This is a genomic window from Streptomyces sp. NPDC048604 (assembly GCF_043199435.1).
Taxonomy (GTDB): Bacteria; Actinomycetota; Actinomycetes; order Streptomycetales; family Streptomycetaceae; genus Streptomyces.
Genome location: NZ_JBICVX010000004.1, coordinates 436,409 through 456,221 on the forward strand (window position 1 = coordinate 436,409; position 19,813 = coordinate 456,221).

At 71.9% G+C, this 19,813-nt stretch carries 20 protein-coding genes; 11 read left to right on the forward strand and 9 right to left on the reverse strand.

The features are described 5' to 3' along the window. Nucleotides 1–104: 104 nt before the first annotated feature. The 4 genes from tilS (at nucleotide 105) to folE (ending at nucleotide 4,591) form a co-directional block, all read left to right on the forward strand. On the forward strand, nucleotides 105–1,112 hold the full coding sequence (tilS, locus tag ACGFMM_RS11400; protein WP_393645411.1) for a tRNA lysidine(34) synthetase TilS: 1,008 nt from the start codon (nucleotides 105–107) through the stop codon (nucleotides 1,110–1,112). Nucleotides 1,113–1,153: 41 nt separating this feature from the next. After that, nucleotides 1,154–1,693: a hypoxanthine phosphoribosyltransferase gene (gene hpt, locus ACGFMM_RS11405; protein ID WP_393645413.1), complete on the forward strand. Its 540-nt coding sequence runs from the start codon at nucleotides 1,154–1,156 to the stop codon at nucleotides 1,691–1,693. A 173-nt stretch (nucleotides 1,694–1,866) separates the two neighbouring features. Beyond that, the gene (gene ftsH, locus ACGFMM_RS11410; RefSeq protein WP_393645414.1) at nucleotides 1,867–3,888 is read left to right on the forward strand and encodes an ATP-dependent zinc metalloprotease FtsH; all 2,022 of its coding nucleotides are present in this window, start codon (nucleotides 1,867–1,869) and stop codon (nucleotides 3,886–3,888) included. Nucleotides 3,889–3,985: 97 nt separating this feature from the next. Beyond that, nucleotides 3,986–4,591: a GTP cyclohydrolase I FolE gene (gene folE, locus ACGFMM_RS11415; RefSeq protein WP_393645416.1), complete on the forward strand. Its 606-nt coding sequence runs from the start codon at nucleotides 3,986–3,988 to the stop codon at nucleotides 4,589–4,591. Nucleotides 4,592–4,624: 33 nt separating this feature from the next. On the opposite strand, the gene ACGFMM_RS11420 is transcribed toward folE, so the two are convergent. The 6 genes from ACGFMM_RS11420 to ACGFMM_RS11445 form a co-directional block, all read right to left on the reverse strand. Next, nucleotides 4,625–5,110, reverse strand: a complete 486-nt coding sequence (locus ACGFMM_RS11420) for a DUF3180 domain-containing protein (protein WP_393645418.1) — start codon at nucleotides 5,108–5,110, stop codon at nucleotides 4,625–4,627. A 50-nt stretch (nucleotides 5,111–5,160) separates the two neighbouring features. After that, complete coding sequence (folK, locus tag ACGFMM_RS11425; protein ID WP_393645419.1) at nucleotides 5,161–5,760, reverse strand: 2-amino-4-hydroxy-6-hydroxymethyldihydropteridine diphosphokinase; 600 nt, start codon at nucleotides 5,758–5,760, stop codon at nucleotides 5,161–5,163. Beyond that, on the reverse strand, nucleotides 5,757–6,125 hold the full coding sequence (gene folB, locus ACGFMM_RS11430; RefSeq protein WP_393645421.1) for a dihydroneopterin aldolase: 369 nt from the start codon (nucleotides 6,123–6,125) through the stop codon (nucleotides 5,757–5,759). Before folB ends, folK begins: the two co-directional genes overlap by 4 nt. Nucleotides 6,126–6,319: 194 nt before the next feature. After that, nucleotides 6,320–6,790 carry a nuclear transport factor 2 family protein gene (locus ACGFMM_RS11435; protein WP_393645423.1) on the reverse strand — a complete coding sequence of 157 codons (471 nt, stop codon included), beginning with the start codon at nucleotides 6,788–6,790 and terminating at the stop codon, nucleotides 6,320–6,322. Continuing rightward, nucleotides 6,787–7,647, reverse strand: a complete 861-nt coding sequence (gene folP, locus ACGFMM_RS11440) for a dihydropteroate synthase (protein WP_393645424.1) — start codon at nucleotides 7,645–7,647, stop codon at nucleotides 6,787–6,789. The genes ACGFMM_RS11435 and folP overlap by 4 nt, the downstream gene beginning before the upstream one ends. A gap of 77 nt (nucleotides 7,648–7,724) precedes the next feature. Then, entirely contained in the window at nucleotides 7,725–9,590 is a 1,866-nt protein-coding gene (locus tag ACGFMM_RS11445) for a phosphatidylglycerol lysyltransferase domain-containing protein (RefSeq protein WP_393645426.1), read from the reverse strand. Nucleotides 9,591–9,733: 143 nt separating this feature from the next. Here ACGFMM_RS11445 and ACGFMM_RS11450 point away from each other — a divergent pair, with 143 nt between their 5' ends. Further along, on the forward strand, nucleotides 9,734–10,846 hold the full coding sequence (locus ACGFMM_RS11450; protein ID WP_393645427.1) for an alpha/beta hydrolase: 1,113 nt from the start codon (nucleotides 9,734–9,736) through the stop codon (nucleotides 10,844–10,846). On the opposite strand, the gene ACGFMM_RS11455 is transcribed toward ACGFMM_RS11450, so the two are convergent. Further along, nucleotides 10,833–11,804 (reverse strand): ABC transporter ATP-binding protein, encoded by a 972-nt coding sequence (locus ACGFMM_RS11455; RefSeq protein WP_393645429.1) that lies wholly within the window; start codon nucleotides 11,802–11,804, stop codon nucleotides 10,833–10,835. The genes ACGFMM_RS11450 and ACGFMM_RS11455 overlap by 14 nt on opposite strands. A 153-nt stretch (nucleotides 11,805–11,957) precedes the next feature. Between ACGFMM_RS11455 and ACGFMM_RS11460 the strand changes: the two genes are divergently transcribed. The 4 genes from ACGFMM_RS11460 to ACGFMM_RS11475 all read left to right on the forward strand — a co-directional run bounded on the left by ACGFMM_RS11460 (nucleotide 11,958) and on the right by ACGFMM_RS11475 (nucleotide 15,509). Next, nucleotides 11,958–12,647, forward strand: a complete 690-nt coding sequence (locus tag ACGFMM_RS11460) for an ABC transporter permease (protein ID WP_393645431.1) — start codon at nucleotides 11,958–11,960, stop codon at nucleotides 12,645–12,647. Then, nucleotides 12,644–13,312: an ABC transporter permease gene (locus tag ACGFMM_RS11465; protein WP_393645432.1), complete on the forward strand. Its 669-nt coding sequence runs from the start codon at nucleotides 12,644–12,646 to the stop codon at nucleotides 13,310–13,312. The genes ACGFMM_RS11460 and ACGFMM_RS11465 overlap by 4 nt, the downstream gene beginning before the upstream one ends. Continuing rightward, entirely contained in the window at nucleotides 13,309–14,304 is a 996-nt protein-coding gene (locus ACGFMM_RS11470; protein ID WP_393645434.1) for an ABC transporter substrate-binding protein, read from the forward strand. The genes ACGFMM_RS11465 and ACGFMM_RS11470 overlap by 4 nt, the downstream gene beginning before the upstream one ends. Before the next feature lie 107 nt (nucleotides 14,305–14,411). Continuing rightward, nucleotides 14,412–15,509 (forward strand): hypothetical protein, encoded by a 1,098-nt coding sequence (locus ACGFMM_RS11475; RefSeq protein WP_393645436.1) that lies wholly within the window; start codon nucleotides 14,412–14,414, stop codon nucleotides 15,507–15,509. A gap of 65 nt (nucleotides 15,510–15,574) precedes the next feature. Here ACGFMM_RS11475 and ACGFMM_RS11480 read toward each other — a convergent pair whose 3' ends face one another. Both ACGFMM_RS11480 and ACGFMM_RS11485 read right to left on the reverse strand, forming a co-directional pair. Next, entirely contained in the window at nucleotides 15,575–16,717 is a 1,143-nt protein-coding gene (locus ACGFMM_RS11480) for an NADH-quinone oxidoreductase subunit D (RefSeq protein WP_393645437.1), read from the reverse strand. A 110-nt stretch (nucleotides 16,718–16,827) separates the two neighbouring features. Then, on the reverse strand, nucleotides 16,828–17,793 hold the full coding sequence (locus ACGFMM_RS11485) for an SAM-dependent methyltransferase (RefSeq protein ID WP_393645438.1): 966 nt from the start codon (nucleotides 17,791–17,793) through the stop codon (nucleotides 16,828–16,830). 96 nt (nucleotides 17,794–17,889) lie between these two features. Between ACGFMM_RS11485 and ACGFMM_RS11490 the strand changes: the two genes are divergently transcribed. Both ACGFMM_RS11490 and ACGFMM_RS11495 read left to right on the forward strand, forming a co-directional pair. After that, complete coding sequence (locus ACGFMM_RS11490) at nucleotides 17,890–19,089, forward strand: sensor histidine kinase (protein WP_393645439.1); 1,200 nt, start codon at nucleotides 17,890–17,892, stop codon at nucleotides 19,087–19,089. Between the two features lie 35 nt (nucleotides 19,090–19,124). Further along, nucleotides 19,125–19,799 carry a response regulator gene (locus tag ACGFMM_RS11495; RefSeq protein WP_393645440.1) on the forward strand — a complete coding sequence of 225 codons (675 nt, stop codon included), beginning with the start codon at nucleotides 19,125–19,127 and terminating at the stop codon, nucleotides 19,797–19,799. Nucleotides 19,800–19,813 lie beyond the last annotated feature (14 nt).

The following is a 19,813-nucleotide window of genomic DNA, read 5'->3' on the forward strand; positions in this document are numbered from 1 at the left end:
GAGTTCTGTCACCATCGACGCACTCTGAGTGACCGAACCCCCTCTTCCGACCGTTAAGACTCCGAACCGAGCCACTCCCTCCCTCTCCACGAAGGGCACCGGACATGGGTCCCCATCCTGCGGTCGCGGCGATACGCCTGGCGGTCCGCCGCGTACTCCACGACGTCATCAACGAACACCGGGCCGCCGACGCCCCGCACACCCCGCTCGTGCTCGTCGCCTGCTCCGGAGGCGCCGACTCCATGGCGCTCGCCTCCGCGCTCGCGTTCGAGTCCCGCAAGCTGGCCGTCCGCGCCGGCGGCATCACCGTCGACCACGGCCTCCAGGACGGCTCCGCGCTGCGCGCGGCCGAGGTCTGCGTCCGCATGACCGCGCTGGGCCTCGACCCCGTCGAGACCGTCGCCGTCACCGTCGGCCGCGAGGGAGGTCCCGAGGCCGCCGCCCGCGACGCCCGCTACGCCGCCCTCGACGCCACCGCCGAAAAGCACGGCGCCGCCGCCGTCCTCCTCGGCCACACCCGCGACGACCAGGCCGAGACCGTCCTCCTCGGCCTCGCCCGCGGCTCCGGCATCCGCTCCCTGTCCGGCATGGCCGCCGTCAGCGGAGCCACCCGCCGCTACCGCCGCCCCTTCCTGCAGCTCGACCGGCAGACCGTCCGCAAGGCCTGCGTCGCCCAGGAACTCGCGGTCTGGGACGACCCCCACAACGCCGACCCCGCCTACACCCGCTCCCGGCTCCGCCACGAGGGCCTCCCCGCCCTGGAGAAGGCCCTGGGCAAAGGCGTCGTCGAAGCCCTCGCCCGGACGGCCCAACTCTCCCGCGACGACGCCGACGCCCTCGACACCTGGGCCGCCGACGCCGAGGCCGCCGTACGGGACGAGACCGGGGTGCTCGAGTGCGCGAAACTCTTCGGCCTGCCCCCCGCGGTACGCCGCCGCGTCCTGCGCCGCGCCGTCATCGCCGAGGGCGCTCCCGCCGGCTCGCTGTTCGCCCGGCACATCGAAGAAGTCGACCGGCTGATCACCGGATGGCGCGGCCAGGGCGCCATCAATCTGCCCGGACGCGTCGAGGCACGGCGTCAGGGTGGCAGACTGGTCATCCGGCAAGGCTGACGCAAGCTGCAACGAAAGTGACCCGGGTGAACGAGAAGGACATGAGCACCGACCTCCAGTCGGTGCTCATCACCAAGGAAGAGATCGACGCGAAGCTGGCCGAGCTGGCCGCGAAGATCGACGCGGAGTACGCGGGCAAGGACCTGCTCATCGTCGGTGTCCTCAAGGGCGCCGTGATGGTGATGGCGGACCTGGCGCGCGCGCTGTCCACCCCCGTCACCATGGACTGGATGGCCGTCTCGTCGTACGGCGCGGGCACCCAGTCCTCCGGCGTGGTCCGCATCCTCAAGGACCTCGACACCGACATCAAGGGCAGGCACGTCCTGATCGTCGAGGACATCATCGACTCCGGCCTGACCCTGTCGTGGCTGCTGTCGAACCTCGGCTCGCGCGAGCCGGCCTCCCTCGAGGTCTGCACCCTGCTGCGCAAGCCGGACGCCGCGAAGGTCGCGATCGACGTCAAGTGGATCGGTTTCGACATCCCCAACGAATTCGTCGTGGGATACGGCCTCGACTACGCCGAGAAGTACCGCAATCTCCCCTTTGTCGGCACGCTCGCCCCGCACGTCTACGGCGGCTGAGGCACACTGCCCCCAACCGGACACCGCCCGGGAACCCGCACCGCCCTCCCGCCGTTGAACCATGGGAAGGCGGTCGGGGCCCCCGATGCTGAGGTACCGTCCGAAGAACAGCTTTTTCTCATAGCAGCATTTACCTACGGGCAGGAGGGACGGGGCGTTCTCGCTCCGTATGGATGGACGTGAAGCGATACTTCCGTGGGCCGGTCATGTGGATCGTGCTGGCCGTCCTCGCCGTGGTCGTGTTGATGCAGGTCGTCGGCTCGTCCGGCGGCTACAAGACGGTGGACACCGCCAAGGTCGTCCAGGCGATCGACGACAACCAGGTCGACCAGGTCAAGCTGACCACCGGCGACGATCAGATCATCAAGGTCGAGCTCAAGAACGGCGCCGACAAGAACAAGTACGGCGGCAGCGACAAGATCCAGGCGAGCTACATCGGCACCCAGGGCGCCGACCTCGCCTCCACCCTGCAGAAGAAGTACGCGGCCGGTGAGATCGAGAACGGCTACACCGTCTCGCCCTCCAAGCAGTCGCCGTTCGTCTCGGTGCTGCTCTCGCTGCTGCCCTTCGTCCTCATCGTGGTCGTCTTCCTGTTCCTGATGAATCAGATGCAGGGCGGCGGCTCCCGGGTCATGAACTTCGGCAAGTCCAAGGCCAAGCTCATCACCAAGGACACCCCGAAGACCACCTTCGCCGACGTGGCGGGCTCCGACGAGGCCGTCGAGGAACTCCAGGAGATCAAGGAGTTCCTCCAGGAGCCGGCCAAGTTCCAGGCCGTCGGCGCCAAGATCCCCAAGGGCGTGCTGCTGTACGGCCCGCCCGGCACCGGCAAGACGCTCCTCGCGCGCGCCGTCGCCGGCGAGGCCGGCGTGCCCTTCTACTCGATCTCCGGCTCCGACTTCGTCGAGATGTTCGTCGGCGTCGGCGCGTCCCGGGTCCGCGACCTGTTCGAGCAGGCCAAGGCCAACGCCCCCGCCATCGTCTTCGTCGACGAGATCGACGCCGTCGGCCGGCACCGCGGCGCCGGCCTCGGCGGCGGCCACGACGAGCGCGAGCAGACCCTCAACCAGCTGCTCGTCGAGATGGACGGCTTCGACGTGAAGGGCGGCGTCATCCTGATCGCCGCCACCAACCGGCCCGACATCCTCGACCCCGCGCTCCTGCGCCCCGGCCGCTTCGACCGGCAGATCGCCGTCGACCGCCCGGACATGCAGGGCCGTCTGGAGATCCTCAAGGTCCACCAGAAGGGCAAGCCCGTCGCCCCGGACGTCGACCTGGGCGCGGTCGCCCGCCGCACCCCCGGCTTCACCGGTGCGGACCTGTCCAACGTGCTCAACGAGGCGGCGCTGCTCACCGCCCGCGGCGATCAGAAGCTGATCGACAACAAGGCGCTGGACGAGGCGATCGACCGCGTGGTCGCGGGCCCGCAGAAGCGGACCCGGATCATGTCGGACAAGGAGAAGAAGATCACCGCGTACCACGAGGGCGGTCACGCCCTGGTCGCGGCGGCCTCGCCGAACTCCGACCCGGTCCACAAGATCACCATCCTGTCCCGCGGCCGGGCCCTCGGCTACACGATGGTGCTCCCGGACGAGGACAAGTACTCGACCACCCGCAACGAGATGCTCGACCAGCTGGCCTACATGCTGGGCGGCCGGGCGGCCGAGGAACTGGTCTTCCACGACCCGACCACGGGCGCCGCGAACGACATCGAGAAGGCCACCACCACGGCCCGCGCGATGGTCACCCAGTACGGCATGACCGAGCGTCTCGGCGCGATCAAGTTCGGCGGCGACAACACCGAGCCGTTCCTCGGCCGGGAGATGGCGCACCAGCGCGACTACTCGGAAGAGGTCGCCGCGCTCGTCGACGAAGAGGTCAAGAAGCTCATCGAGACCGCGCACAACGAGGCCTGGGAGATCCTGGTCGAGAACCGCGACCTGCTCGACAACCTCGTCCTCGCGCTCCTCGAGAAGGAGACCCTCGGCAAGGAGGAGATCGCCGAGATCTTCGCCCCGATCGTGAAGCGCCCGGCCCGCCCGGCGTGGACCGGCTCGGCCCGCCGCACCCCGTCCACCCGGCCGCCGGTCCTCTCCCCCAAGGAGCTGGCCCTGACCAACGGCGCGACCCCCGCGTCGACGGTGGACACCACCAAGGCGATCGAGGTCGCCCCGGAGGAAACCCCGGAGGCCTAGCCCCCGGACCCGGAATGGAAGCCGCGCCCTCACAGGTTCTAGCCTGTGGGGGCGCGGGTTGTTTCCGCGCCCATCAGTCAGACGGAACGAGGCACACATGACCGACCCGGTGACGCTGGACGGCGAGGGCACGATCGGCGAGTTCGACGAGAAGCGCGCCGAGAACGCCGTACGAGAGCTCCTCATCGCGGTCGGCGAGGACCCCGACCGGGAGGGGCTGCGGGAGACGCCGGCGCGGGTGGCGCGGGCGTACCAGGAGATATTCGCGGGCCTCTGGCAGCAGCCCGAGGACGTGCTGACGACGACGTTCGACCTCGGCCACGACGAGATGGTGCTGGTCAAGGACATCGAGGTGTACTCGACCTGTGAGCATCACCTCGTCCCGTTCCGGGGCGTGGCGCACGTCGGCTACATCCCGTCGACGTCCGGCAAGATCACCGGGCTGTCGAAGCTGGCCCGCCTGGTCGACGTCTATGCCCGCCGGCCGCAGGTGCAGGAACGACTCACCACGCAGGTGGCGGACTCCCTCATGGAGATCCTGGAGCCGCGCGGGGTGATCGTGGTCGTCGAGTGCGAGCACATGTGCATGTCGATGCGCGGCATCCGCAAGCCGGGTGCGAAGACCATCACCTCGGCCGTCCGCGGCCAGCTGCGCGACTCCGCGACCCGCGCCGAGGCGATGAGCCTGATCATGGCGCACTGAGCCGTCCGGGAGTACGGGGGCGGTCGGTACGGCTCATTTGGCCGTGCCGGCCGCCCCCGTCCCGTTCTCGTCATCCGGGAGGCGGCAGACGCGTTCCAGGAAGAGGGCGGCGGCGATGACCGCGATGCCGGCGACCACCGAGAAGGCGGCGTAGACGGCCTGCTCGCGGCGGGCCGGCATGTCCAGGGAGCCGAGCAGGAAGACGCCGGCGCCGCCGTACATGCCGGAGACGACGGCGGCCACCAGGGCGCTGGCCTGACCGAAGACCACCGCGCGGGCGGCCATCAGCGGCTCGACGCCCTTCGCGCCGGGGCGGCGGTCGCGCTGGGCCTTCAGGCGGGCGCGGAGGGACAGGGCCGTGGCCGCCAGGACCACGGCGATGGCGGCCAGGACGATGGGGGCCGCGAGCGGGACGCTCGGCAGGGTGCCGACGGCGTCCCACAGGCGGGCCGCGCCCCAGGAGAGGACTCCGGCCCCGAGGAACAGCCCGGCGAGGACCTTCAGCCGTAGTTGTTTCACCGGGTGCCCTTCGTGATCGGTCGTCGCTCAGCTCTCGCTGAGAGTAACGGCTACTCGGGCAGTCGGAGTTCCAGGTCGGGGCGGGCTTCGACACCGGTGCGGCCGACGGTGGCGAGCAGCTCGGCGACGGGGCCGTGGCCGGTGAGCCGGGCCTCGGGTTCGACGTCGTGCCAGGGGGCGAGGACGAAGGCGCGCTGGTGGGCGCGGGGGTGCGGCAGGGTCAGGACGGGGTCGTCGGAGACGACGTCCGCGTACGCCACGATGTCGACGTCGATGGTGCGGGAGCCCCAGCGCTCCTCGCGGACGCGGTGGAAGGCCTCCTCGACGGCGTGGGCGCGCTCCAGGAGGGAGGAGGGTGGCAGCGTCGTCTTCACGACGACGACGGCGTTGAGGTACGAGGGCTGGCTGCCGGGCTCGACGCCCCACGGCTCGGTCTCGTACACGGGGGAGACGGCCTTGACCCGGACGCCGGGGGTGTCCTCCAGCGCGTCCACGGCGCCCTGGAGGGTCTCCAGGCGGTTGCCGAGGTTGGCGCCGAGGGCGATGACCGCCCGTTTCGGGTTGGACAGGGTGACGTCCGCGGCGTCTACCGTCTCGACGACGGAGGCCGGCACGGGCTGCACGGTCGGGTCGCTGTGCGTGGCGTTCATACGCGGCTCCGGGTGATGGTGACGGTGACGTCGTCGAAGGGGACGGTGATCGGTGCGTCCGGCTTGTGCACGACGACCTCCACCTCCTGGACGAGGTCGTGCTTGAGGCACTTCTGGGCGATTCGTTCGGCGAGCGTCTCGATCAGGTCGACCGGCTCGCCCTCCACCACGTCGACGACCTCTTCGGCGACGACGCCGTAGTGCACCGTCTTGGTGAGGTCGTCGTCGGCGGCGGCGGGGCGGGTGTCCAGGCCGAGGACGAGGTCCACGATGAAGGTCTGGCCTTCCTCGCGTTCCTTGGGGAAGACGCCGTGGTGCCCTCGGGCCTTGAGGCCGCGCAGCGCGACACGATCCACGCGAATCACTCCTGCTGTCGTAGTTCGGTGCACACGCCAGCCGGGTGCGGACGGCCGGGTGTCCTCTTCGAATCTACCTGCGGGGTCCGACAGCGTTGTTCCATGGGGGCGTGGCGGAGGCGGCCGCAGGGGTTGGTGGTCGCGCCTACCCCGTGCCTGGGATTCCAACCCTCCGGATTGCGCCGGATGGCTCGCCGACCTGGTCAGGAGCCGCCTTCGGCGGGAGTTTCCTCCTCGTCCTCGGTGAGTACCGGGGAGGCGTGGTGGGACCAGAGTTTCCAGCCGTCGGATGTGCGGCGGAACACATTGGTGGCGACGACGAGCTGTCCCACGAGGGGGCCGAGCTCGCCCTCGTCCTCTGCGGGGCCGCCGCTGAGGATGTTCTCGGTGCAGGTGACCACGGCGACGTCGCCGGCGAGGGAGACGCGGACGTCGGTGAGGAAGAACTGGATGTACTCGGTGTTGGCCATGATCACGGCGTAGGAGCGGAGCACCTGGCCGCGGCCGAAGAGCAGGGGCCAGCCGGGGTGGACGCAGGAGATCCCGGAGTAGGGGGGTCCGTCGGCGTCGGAGATCCAGAGGGTGGAGACCGTGTCGAAGTCGCCCCGTTCCATCGCCTCGTAGAAGGCGGTGTTGGCGGCCGCGACCGCCTGGGTGTCGCTCTCGTGGGTCACCGGGCTCCTTCGACGGCTCTGGCGACCCGTACGGCGTCGGCGGTGGCGCGGACCTCGTGGACGCGGACGGCCCAGGCGCCTTCGTGGGCGGCTATGGCGGACACGGCGGCGGTGGCCGCGTCGCGTTCGCGGGCCGGCGGCGGGGCGCCGTCGGTGCCGGCGAGGACGGCGCCGAGGAACCGCTTGCGGGAGGCGGCGACGAGCAGGGGCCGGCCGAGGGCTCGGAACTCGGCGAGGTGGGCGACGAGGGCCAGGTCGTGCGGGGCGAGCTTCGCGAAGCCGAGGCCGGGGTCGAGGACGAGGCGTTCGGGGGCGATGCCGCCGTCGACGACGGCGTCCATGCGGGTGCGCAGTTCGGCGAGGACTTCGCCGACGACGTCGTCGTACACGGCGAGGCTGTTCATGTCGGCGCTGAAGCCACGCCAGTGCATGACGACGAAGGGGACTTCGGCGGCGGCGACGGCGGGGATCATCTGCGGGTCGGCGAGGCCGCCGCTGACGTCGTTGACGAGTGCGGCGCCCGCCGCGACGGCGCGGGCGGCGACGGTGGCGCGCATGGTGTCGACGGAGACCGTGACTCCTTCCGCGGCGAGTCCGCGGACGACGGGGACGACGCGGCGGAGTTCCTCCTCCTCGTCGACGCGGGTGGCGCCGGGGCGGGTGGACTCGCCGCCGACGTCGATCAGGTCGGCGCCTTCGGCGACGAGGTCCAGGCCCCGCTTGACGGCCGCCGTGGTGTCGAACCAGCGGCCGCCGTCGGAGAAGGAGTCCGGCGTCACGTTGACGACGCCCATGACCGCACAGCGGTCCCACTCCGGCAGGCCCCAGGCCGTGCCCCGTCCGTGCAACGTACTCATACGTCCAGCGTAGGGCCCGGCGGCTGTGGCGCTCCTCCGGGCGGGGGGTACGCCCGGCCCCCCGACCGGGCGTACGGTCACGCGGCGCGGACCTCGTGCTCGGCCATGGCCGGGCCGTGCTCGCCGCCGACGCGGTCGATGTGGGCGCAGGGCCGGGGCGCGCGGGCGGGGCGGCGGCGGGCGAAGGGGCGGGGCAGGGCGAGGTCGACGAAGCCTTCGGCCTGCATGGCGGCGAAGCCGATGCGGGGCAGGTCGCGGCTCTTGCGGTAGACGACGAAGCGGGGTTCCCAGCGGGGCTGGAACTTGGCGTTGAACTTGTACAGCGACTCGATCTGGAACCAGCGGGAGAGGAAGACGAGCAGGCCGCGCCAGATGCGGAGCACGGGGCCGGCGCCGATCTTCTCGCCGCGGGCGAGGGCGGCGCGGAACATGGCGAAGTTGAGGGAGACCCGTTCGATGCCGAGGCGGGGGGAGTCCTGGAGGGCGGCGACGATGAGGAGTTCGTTCATGCCGGGGTCGGCGGAGCGGTCGCGGCGCATGAGTTCGAGGGACATGCCGTCCTCGCCCCAGGGCACGAAGTGGATGATCGCCTTGAGGTCTCCGTACGGGGAGTCCGTTTCCGTGGCGGCGTCCGCCCTGTGGGCGGTGGCGATCACGGCGTCGCCGTCGGCGGGGTCGCCGATGCGGCCGAGGGCCATGGAGAAGCCGCGCTCGTTGTCGGTGCCGCGCCAGTCGGCGGCGGCGAGGCGGATGCGGTCCAGTTCGTCCTGGTCGAGGTCACGGGCGCGGCGGACGCGGGTGGTGTAACCGTTCCGCTCGATGCGCTTCACCATCTGCCGGACGTTGCGCATGGCCCGTCCGGACAGGGAGAAATCCTTGACGTCCACCACCGCCTCGTCGCCGAGTTCGAGCGCGTCGAGGCCGGTCTCGCGGGTCCAGACCTCGCCGCCGGTCTCGGAGCAGCCCATGACGGCGGGGGTCCAGGAGTGGGCCTTGGCCTCGTCCATGAAGCGTTCGATGGCGCCGGGCCAGGCTTCGACGTCGCCGATGGGGTCGCCGCTGGCGAGCATCACGCCGGAGACGACGCGGTAGCAGACGGCGGCCTTGCCGCTGGGGGAGAAGACGACGCCCTTGTCGCGGCGGAGCGCGAAGTGGCCGAGGGAGTCGCGGCCGCCGTGCTTGGCGAGCAGGGCGCGCAGCCGGGTCTCGTCGTCCTCGGTGAGCCGGGCGGCCGGGTGTTCGGGCCGGAAGGCGAAGTAGATGGTGGTGAGGGCGGTGAGCATGCCGAGCGCGCCGAGCGAGTAGCCGACGACCCAGTCGGCGTTGCCGGTGTAGCCGATGGGGCCTTCGACGCCGACGAGTCCGTACAGGACGTGTTCGAGGCGGTCGGTGAGGCCGGGGCTGCCGATGATGCGGCGCGGGTGGGCGCTGACGACGACGAGGCCGAGGGCGATGGAGCCGGCGCCCATGAGGACGAAGTTGGCGAGTGCTCGCCAGCGGCTGCGCGGGTCGGGCAGGGCGGCGAACTGGTCGCGGTGGCGCAGCAGCAGGGTGAGCAGCACGAGGGAGAGCAGTGCGCCGAGGACGGAGTGCCGCCAGGTGAACTGGGCGGCGGCGCCGAGCGGTAGCAGGACCACGGCGGCGCGCCAGGCGCGGCGCTTGTGGCGCTTGAGGCCGTGGGCGAGGAGCAGCAGCAGGACGCCGGCGCTGAGGGAGAGGGCGGCGGACAGCGGGCCCAGGGTGCCGGGGAGGACCTCGGCGAGGGCGTGCATGCGGCTGGCCCGGAAGCGCGGGAAGATTCCCGCGGCGACGTCGATCAGGCCGATGACCGTGCAGGCCGTGCCGACGAGGGCCGGTACCGCTTCGGGGCGCGGTCCGCTGAGGATCCGTCGCACCCAAAGCGGAACCGATCGTGATTTGTCCCCATCTACCGTGACAGACATCGCTTCCCGTGGCTCCGCGAGAGATTCTGGCTCCGGCGGCCAGCGGGCCCTGCCGGAGGAGTTGCGCCCTCTAGGACGGCGCTTCCGGGGGGCGGGTTCACTCGCTCACAGGAAATTCTCCACGAAGAAAGTTCAATCGCCTCATGGGTCTCACCAGTAACAAGGTTCTGGCGCTGGCCGTCACGCTGGCCGTGGTGTGTTTCGTCGCCACGGTCTGGCTGTGGCCGCGCCTGTCGGGCCGGAACTGGCGCGCCGTGTCCGGCCGGATCGGCCTGATGCTGGCGACCCAGCTCGTGCTGTTCGCCTCGGTCGGGCTCGCGGCCAACAAGTCGTTCCTGTTCTACGGGTCCTGGGCGGACCTGTTCGGCCAGGAGCAGGAGCTCGGGGTCGTCGTCGACCACTCGGCCGGGAAGAGCGGCGTGAAGGTGGTCGGCACGCAGCGTCTGGACGTGCCGGGCGGTCAGCGGCCGTCGGTCGGCGGGCAGATCCAGAAGATCGTGGTCGCGGGCGTCCGGTCGGGCATCACCAGCCCGGCGTACGTGTACCTGCCTCCGGAGTACTTCCAGCCGGCGTACGCGAAGTCCACGTTTCCGGCCTCGGTGGTGCTGACCGGGTACCCGGGCACGGCGGAGAACCTGCTGAAGGGCCTGAAGTACCCGCGGACCGCCTTCCAGCAGGTGAAGGACGGGAAGATGCGGCCGATGATCCTGGTGATGCTGCGGCCCACCGTCGCCCCGCCGCGGGACACCGAGTGCGTGGACGTCAAGGGCGGCCCGAAGACCGAGACCTTCTTCGCGCAGGACCTGCCGGCCGCGGTCTCGGAGACCTACCGGGTCGGCTCCAAGGCGCGGAACTGGGGCTTCATCGGCAACTCGACCGGCGGCTACTGCGCGCTGAAGATCGCCCTGCACCACCCGGAGCGGTACGCGGCCGGCGCCGGCCTGTCGGCGTACTACAAGGCGGCCGAGGACGTCACGACGGGCGATCTGTTCCGCGGCGACAACCGGGCGCGCAAGCGGGCCAACCTGCTGTGGAGCCTGGACCACCGGCCGCAGGGCCGGTCGTCGTTCCTGGTCACCTCGTCGAGGGAGGGCGAGGGGAACCTGAAGGGGACGCTGGAGTTCATCAAGAAGGTGAAGGCCCCGGCCCGCGTCTCCTCGATCATGCTGGACAGCGGCGGCCACAACTTCAACACGTGGAACCGGGAGATCCCGCCGGCCCTGGTCTGGATGAGCGGCCGGCTCAGCGCGAGCTGACGGACCTTCGCAGGGCCCGGTGCAGCGCGGCCGCCGTGAGCACCCCGACGGTACGGCCGTCCTGCTGCGGGTCGGTGACCGGGACGTGGTCCGCGTCGTGCAGCAGCAGCGCGGACAGGGCGTCCTTGAGCGGGGCGCCGAGAGGGACGGCGGCGGGCGGGGCGTCCTTGGTGAGCCCCGGGCGTTCTTCGAGGTCCTGACGGGTGATCGGGGTGACCGCGAGCCGCTTGAGGCCGCGGTCCTGGCCGACGAAGTCGGCGACGTACGCGGTGGCGGGCGCGGCGAGCACGGCGGCGGGGGTGTCGAACTGCTCGATGCGGCCCTGCCCGTAGACGGCGATGCGGTCGCCGAGGCGGACCGCCTCCTCCAGGTCGTGCGTGACGAGCAGGACCGTCTTGCGGACGGTGGCCTGGAGGTTCAGGAACTCGTTCTGCAGCCGCTCGCGGACCACCGGGTCGACCGCGCCGAACGGCTCGTCCATCAGCAGCACCGGCGGGTCGGCGGCGAGCGCGCGGGCCACGCCGACGCGCTGGCGCTGGCCGCCGGAGAGCTGCTCGGGGTAGCGGTGGCCGAAGGTCCCGGGGTCGAGGCCGACCAGGTCGAGGAGTTCGGCGGCGCGTTCCCGGGCGTGGTTCTTCTTCCAGCCGAGCAGGGCGGGGACGGTCGCCGTGTTGTCCAGGACGGTGCGGTGCGGGAAGAGGCCGACCTGCTGGATGACGTAGCCGATGCGGCGACGGAGCTTGACCGGGTCGATGCCGGCGACGTCCGCGCCGTCCAGCAGGATCCGGCCCTCGGTGGGCTCGATCAGCCGGTTCACCATCTTCATGGTGGTCGTCTTGCCGCAGCCGGACGGGCCCACCAGGGTGACCAGTTCGCCCTCGGTGACCTCGAAGGAGAGATCGTCGACGGCCGTGGTGCCGTCCGCGTACCGCTTGGTCACGTGCTCGAACCGGATCATGCGCCCCATTGTGGCCGGTCGCCGTCGGGCGCGTGTGAAGGGCGTGTTGCCGCATCGTGGCGGTCCTCGGCGATTGTCGGCGGCGGGGGTTAGGGTCGCAGCACCGGACTTTGCACAGACGTTCGGAAGGCCGACGCGACCGGGGGGAGGCGCATGAGCACGGCGAACTGCCTGGTGACCAACGACTGGATCTGCGGCGAGTATCTGCGCACCCGCAGCGGCGAGTTGACCGAGGCGACGCTGCAGCACATCGGCATCACCACCGCCTCCGTGCTGCTCGGCCTCCTCGTCGCCTTCCCGCTCGCCCTGCTCGTACGGGCCCGGCCGCGGCTGGCCGCGCCGGTCCTGGGGCTGACCACGCTGCTGTACACGGTCCCGTCGCTCGCGATGTTCTCGCTGCTGCTGCCGGTCTTCGGGCTGTCCGCGTCGCTGGTCGTCACCGGCCTGGTGCTGTACTCGCTGACGATCCTGGTGCGGAACATCCTGGCAGGCCTGGATGCGGTGCCCGCCGATACGCGGGAGGCCGCGCGCGGCATGGGGTACGGCGCGGGCCGGCTGCTGTGGGAGGTCGAACTGCCGCTGGCGCTCCCGGCGGTGATGGCCGGGGTGCGGATGGCGACGGTCTCGACGATCGCCCTGACGACGGTCGGCTCGATCGTGGGCCGGGGCGGTCTGGGCAATCTGATCGAGGACGCGCTGCCCACGTTCTTCAAGGCGCAGGTGCTGGCCGCGTCGGTGCTGTGCGTGCTGCTCGCCGTGACGGCGGACCTGGCGCTGCTCGGCGTCCAGCGGCTGCTGACGCCGTGGACGCGGATACGCACGGCCCGGGGGGCGGTCGCGTGAACGCGGTGTCCGGCGCCTGGGCCTGGCTCGCCGACGGCGCCAACTGGGCCGGGGCGGACGGCGTCCGGCAGCGGCTCGCCGAGCATCTGTACGTGAGCGGGCTCGCGCTGCTCGTCGCCTGCGCACTGGCGCTGCCCCTCGGGCTGTGGCTGGGGCATCTGGGCCGGGGCGGCACGGTCGCGATCAACGTGTCCAACGTGGGCCGGGCGGTGCCGGTGTTCGCGGTGCTCGCCCTGTTCATGGTGTCGCCGCTGCGCAACGCCGGCTATGTGCCGACCGTGACGGCGCTGGTGCTGTTCGCGGTGCCGCCGCTGCTCACCCACGCCTATGTGGGGGTGCGGGAGGTGGACCGGGCCGTGGTGGAGGCGGCGCGCGGGATGGGGATGTCGGGCGGGCAGCTGTTCCGGCGGGTCGAACTCCCGCTGGCACGGCCGCAGCTGATGACGGGCCTGCGCTCGGCGACCGTGCAGGTGATCGCCACGGCGACGATCGCCGCGATGGTCGGCCAGGGCGGCCTGGGCCGGATCATCACGGCCGGCTTCGCCACGTACGACACCGCTCAGGTGGTGGCGGGCGCGCTGCTGGTCGCGCTGCTCGCCCTGCTGGCGGAGGCGGCCCTGGTGGGCACGGACCGGCTGCTGGGCCGGCCCGAACGGAAAGCATGACAACGGAGAAGGGTGAACTCGTGAGCAGGACCTCGCGCGTCGCAGGAGCGGTGCTCGCCGTCGCGGCGCTGACCGGCGGGCTGACCGCCTGCGGCGGCGACAGCCTGGAGAAGGCGGGCGGTGCCGGAGCGGCCGGCGGCGGGAAGAAGGGCACGCTGGTCGTCGGCGCCGCCGCCTTCACCGAGTCGAAGGTGCTGGCGGAGCTGTACGCGCAGCTCCTGGACGACGCCGGCTACGACGCCTCCGTCACCACCGTGAAGAACCGCGAACTGTACGAACCCGCCCTGGAGAAGGGCGAGATCGACATCGTGCCGGAATACGCGGCGACGCTTGCGGAATTCCTGAACGCCAAGGTGAACGGCCCGAAGGCGCCGGAGGAGAAGCCGGTCGCGTCGAGCGACGCGGCGGCGACGGTGGCGGCGCTGCGGAAGCTCGCCGAGCCGCGCGGACTGAAGGTCGGGGCGCATGGCGACGCGGTCGACCAGAACGCCTTCGCGGTGAGCCGGGAATTCGCCGAGAAGAACAAGCTGACCAGCCTTTCCGATCTGGGCCGGGCGAAGCTGAAGGTGAAGATCGCGGCGGGCGACGAATGCGCGGTACGGCCGTTCTGCGCACCGGGGCTGAAGGCCGCGTACGGCATCGACGTCGCCGGGATCGACCCCAAGGGCGTGGGCACCCCGCAGGCCAAGCAGGCCGTGAAGGACGGGGTGGACCAGGTGGTCCTGACGACCACCACGGACGCCACGATCGAGTCGTTCGGGCTGGTCTTCCTCGCCGACGACAAGAAGCTGCAGAACGCCGACAATGTGCTGCCGGTGCTCAATGCGCAGGATGCCGGGGCGCCGGAGATCGCGGCCGCGCTCGACAAGATCACCAGGGTGCTGACCACCGCCGATCTCGCCGAGCTGAACCGCAAGGTGGACGCCGAGCGGGCCAAGCCGGAGGACGTCGCGAAGGCCTATCTGGAGTCGAAGGGCCTGCTCGGGAAGTAACGGCGGAGCAAAGGGAATCGGTCATTCCGACAGGCCTGCACGAGATGGCCGAAGAGATTGCGGGGGCGGCCCCCCACGGGCCGCCTACGCACGGTAAATTTCAGGCCATGCCACGTGGACGCCACCGCCATTCCCCGCCGTTGCACAAGCTCCTGCCGCCCTCCGCGGTCGCCGGCGCTTCCGCTGTCTGTGCGGTAGGCGCCTGGCTGTTCGCGGATCCGCTGGTCCTGCGGCTGCTCGTGGCGGCCGCGGCCGCCGCCGCGGTCACCGGCTCCGTCATCATGCGCAGCTGGGACCGGAGCGCCGGTCGCAGGGTCGCCGAGCTGGGCCGCGCCCGCACCGCCGACCAGTGGAAGTCCGAGGAGCGGATCGCCGAGCTGGAGTCCGACCTGGAGGAGTCCCGCGAGCTGCGGGCCCGCCTGGAGACCAAGCTGCGCGCCAAGCGCGTCGAACTGGCGGGCCTGCGCAACGAGCACGCGGAGCTGCTGCGCCGGTACGCCACCGCCGAGACCGCCCGCGCCAGCGCCCTGGAGGGCCGCCGCCGGCTCGCCCTCGAAGCGTCCGTCCCCGCCAAGGAGCTGCCCGCCGCCGGGTCCACGCCGACCCCGGAGACGTACCGGCAGGCCGCCGAGGCCCTGCGGAACCTCGCCCGCAACGCCGCCGCCCAGGAGGCCCGGCGCACCGTCGAGGCCGCCCGCAGCCGCGACCTGGCCGAGCGGTCCCGGGAGGAGGAGCCGCAGGGGAAGCACGCGGCCGCCGCCGGGACCGAGCAGCATGCTCGTACGGCCGCCGCGCTGCCCGCGGCGCCGGCCGCCCCGGCCGTCCGTACCGTCCCGGCCGCGGCCGCCGTCGTTCCGTACCACGCCCGCCGGCCCGCCCCGCGGCCCGAGGGCAGCTTCGACTTCTTCGGCACGCAGGCCGCCGCCGCGGCCCTGCCGGCGGCCGCGAAGCCGCTGCCGCCCGGCCAGAGCGCCAAGGCCCTGCAGAGCGGTCAGAAGAAGGCCGTCGCCGCGATCGAGGCCGTGCAGCACGAGGACCTCGCCGACGTGGTGGGCGAGGAGGCCCTCGCCGAGGCGACGGCGACCGCGACCGCGACCGCCCCGCGTCCGGTCCCGCGGGCCATCGGCCAGGTCATCGACCTGACCGCACACGACGAGACCGAGCAGCTCGACGTGGCCGAGCTCCGCGGCGCCGTCAACTCCTGACCGACGGAAAAGCCGCCGGATCCGCAAGCAGCGGACCGGCGGCTTTCTGCTGTGCGGGGCTGCCGCTACTTGTCGATGTCGCCGACGACGAAGAACAGCGAGCCGAGGATCGCCACCATGTCGGCGACCAGCGTCCCCGGCAGCAGCACCGTCAGGGCCTGGATGTTGTTGTACGAGGCCGAGCGGAGCTTGAGCCGGTACGGGGTCTTCTCGCCCTTGGAGACCAGGTAGTAGCCGTTCACGCCGAGCGGGTTCTCGGTCCAGGCGTACGTGTGGCCCTCGGGGGCCTTCAGGACCTTCGGCAGCCGCTGGTTGATCGGCCCCGCCGGCAGCTCGTCCAGCCGGTCCAGACAGGCGTCGGCCAGCTCCAGCGAGTTGTGCGTCTGCTCCAGGAGGCACTCGAAGCGGGCCAGGCAGTCGCCCTCCCCGCGGGTGACGACCCGCAGCGTGTCCTGCAGCTCCCCGTACGCGAGGTACGGCTCGTCGCGCCGCAGATCGAAGTCGACCCCGGAGGCGCGGGCGATCGGCCCCGTCACGCCGAAGGAGTGCACGGCCTGCGCCGACAGCGTCCCGACGCCGCGGGTCCGGCCGCGGAAGATCTCGTTGCCGAGCACGAGGCGGTCGTAGACGTCCATCCGTGCCTGCGCGTCGGCGATCGCGGTGCGGGCCCGGCCGAGCCAGCCGGCCGGCAGGTCCTCCTTGAGGCCGCCGACCCGGTTGAACATGTAGTGCATCCGGCCGCCGGAGATCTCCTCCATGACGGCCTGCAGCTCCTCCCGCTCTCGGAAGGCGTGGAAGATCGGCGTGATCCCGCCGAGTTCGAGCGGGTACGAGCCGAGGAACATCAGATGGTTGAGCACCCGGTTCAGCTCGGCGAGCAGCGTGCGCATCCACACCGCGCGCTCGGGCACCTCCATGCCGAGCATCCGCTCGACGGCCATGACGACGCCCAGCTCGTTGGAGAACGCGGAGAGCCAGTCGTGGCGGTTGGCCAGCATCACGATCTGCCGGTAGTCGCGCGCCTCGAACAGCTTCTCCGCGCCGCGGTGCATGTACCCGACGACCGGCTCGGCGTGCCGCACGACCTCGCCGTCGAGGACCAGCCGAAGACGGAGCACACCGTGCGTGGAGGGGTGCTGCGGCCCGATGTTCAGCACCATGTCGGTGCTCTCCGCCGCCCCGCCGATACCGATGGTCGTCTCCGTCATGGGACCAGTATCCCCGCCGGGTGACCTGTTGTGGGCACGTGTTCCGCGTTGTGGGCAATGGTCCGGCACGGGAGCGCGGTGCCTTGTCAGGGCCGTTCACCCCAGGGACGTCACACGTCGTGCCGCAACCACAGAAAGTCCCCGAGACCGCCCCGCGCGGTGAGCTCCGCCGCCTCCCCCGCGGAGGCCAGCGCCCGCACATACGCCCCCGGATCCGCCGACGCCAGCGACAACGGCGGCCGCTCCCCGGACACCCCCAGCCCCCGCAGCGCCTCCCGCTGCGTCAGCAGCGCACCGCCCTCCCCGGCGGCGGCGCCACACGCGTCCATCGCCACATGCGCCGTCACATCGCACGACCCGTCCGGCACCGCCGTCACCTCCCGCCCGTCCCGGAACCCGGTCAGCGTCCCGAAGGGCGGCCGGGTGTCGCGTACATGCCCGTAGTCCACCGCCACCGCCGTCCCGGCGGCGACGCACGCGACCGCCGCCGCCCACGCCTCGTCCCGCGGCCGCCCGATCTCCGCCCGCTCCTCCGGCGACCCCGTCGGCCACCACCGCGCCAGCCACTCCGCGTCCGCGCCCGACACCTCCCCGCCGGGCCGCTCCTCGCCGTCCGCCGTCCGCACCTCCACGTAGCGGACGGTCCCCGTCCCGTCCGCCCGGGCCACGTCCACCGGCACGTTGTCCAGCCACTCGTTCGCGAACAGCAGCCCGCGCACGCCCTCCGGCACCCGGTCCGTCCACGTGATGCGCGCGTCGAGCCCGGCCGGCCGGGCCGCGCGCTCCACGCCGTACGCGCGTACCGCGAGCCCCTCCGGGACCGCCGCGAGCACGCCGGTCAGCAGCTCGCCCCGCCCCGCGCCGACGTCGACGAAGTCGACCTCGTCCGTCCCGAGCCGGTCCGCGACCTCGGCCAGCAGCCGGGCCACCGCGCCCGCGAACAGCGGCGAGGCGTGCACCGACGTACGGAAGTGCCCGGCCGGCCCCTCCGGCCGCAGGTAGAAGCCGCCGGGCCCGTACAGCGCCCGCTCGGTGGCGTCCCGCCAACCGCACCACTGACACGTCTCATCCGTCACGCGCCCAGTCTCCACCTTGCGGAGTACGGTGCTCACGGCAAGGATCGGCCCTCCGGTTGACCCCTGCACCTGTCCCCCTTCCCTACGCTGGGGCACGTGCAGCGCGTCTACGACTTCCTCCGCAGACACCCGACGGGCGTCGACGGCTTCTGGGCCGTCGTCCTCTTCGGGTTCTCCGTGCTGTGGGTGGCCACCAGCTACCCGTCGGTGGAGACACCCCTCGCGTACGGGGTGGTCGGTGCGCTGTTCTCGGCCGTCGTGGCGCTGCGGCGGCGGATGCCGGAGCGGATGCTGCTGCTCTCCATCGCGCTGGGCGTGGTGCAGCTCGTGTTCGGCCTGATGCCGTTCTTCGCCGACTTCGCGATGCTGGTGATCATCTACACGGTCGCCGCGCACGACGGGCCGCGCTGGGCGTCCCGGCTGGCGCTGGCCGGCGGCCTGAGCGCGGCGACGCTGGCCCAGCTCAGGTGGCCGGCGGAGGGCCCCGGTTCGACGGGGGCGCATGTCTTCTTCACGGTGATCATGACGGTGCCGTTCGCGCTCGCGTGGGTGCTCGGCGACTCGCTGCGCACCCGGCGCGCGTACTTCGCGCAGCTGGAGGAGCGGGCGTCCCGGCTGGAGACGGAGCGCGAGGCGCAGGCGAAGGTGGCCGTCGCGGCGGAGCGGGCCCGGATCGCACGCGAGCTGCACGACGTGGTGGCGCACAACGTGTCCGTGATGGTCGTCCAGGCGGACGGCGCCGCGTACGTCCTGGACAGCTCGCCGGACCAGGCCCGCCAAGCCCTGGAGACCATCGCCGGCACCGGGCGGCAGGCGCTCGCCGAGATGCGGCGGCTGCTGGGCGTGCTGCGCACCGGGGAGCACCAGGAGGCCGGCGAGTACGTGCCGCAGCCGGACGTCGAGCAGATCGAGGACCTGGTGGAGCAGGTCCGGCAGGCCGGACTGACCGTCGACTTCCGGATCGAGGGCTCGCCGCGGCCGCTGCCGAGCGGTGTGGAGCTCACCGCCTACCGGATCGTGCAGGAAGCGCTCACCAACACCCGCAAGCACGGCGGCCCCGAGGCCGGGGCCAGCGTCCGGCTGGTCTACTTCGACGACGGCCTCGGCCTGCTCGTCGAGGACGACGGCCGGGGCGCGACGCAGGAGATGTACGAGGACGGGGGCGCCGACGGCCGCGGCCACGGCCTGATCGGCATGCGCGAGCGGGTCGGCATGGTCGGCGGCACCCTGGACGCGGGGCCGCGGCCGGGAGGCGGCTTCAGGATCAGTGCCCTGCTCCCGCTGAAACCCGCGTGACACGTACCCGCCCACCAGAAACCCGAAGGAACCCCATGTCCATCCGCGTGATGCTCGTCGACGACCAGGTGCTGCTGCGCACCGGCTTCCGCATGGTCCTGGCCGCCCAGCCGGACATGGACGTGGTCGCCGAGGCGGGCGACGGCGTGGAGGCGATCCAGATCCTCGGCACGGCGGAGGTGGACGTGGTGCTGATGGACGTCCGCATGCCGAAGCTCGACGGGGTGGAGGCGACCCGGCGGATCTGCGGCGGCGAGAACCCTCCCAAGGTGATCATCCTGACCACCTTCGACCTGGACGAGTACGCGTTCTCCGGCCTGAAGGCGGGCGCGAGCGGCTTCATGCTCAAGGACGTGCCGCCGGCCGAGCTGCTCGGCGCCATCCGCGCCGTGCACAGCGGCGACGCGGTGGTCGCCCCGTCGACCACCCGCCGCCTCCTGGACCGCTTCTCGCCGATGCTCCCGTCCTCCGGCAGGGAGCCGCAGCACAAGGAGCTGGAGAAGCTGACCGAGCGCGAGCGCGAGGTGATGATGCTGGTCGCCCAGGGCCTGTCGAACGGCGAGATCGCCGCCCGCCTGGTGCTCTCGGAGGCCACGGTCAAGACCCACGTCGGCCGCATCCTGACCAAGCTGGCCCTGCGCGACCGCGTCCAGGTCGTGGTCCTCGCCTACGAGACGGGCCTGGTCCGGGCGGGCGGCGGCGCGGCCTGACCGCCCGGCCGCCG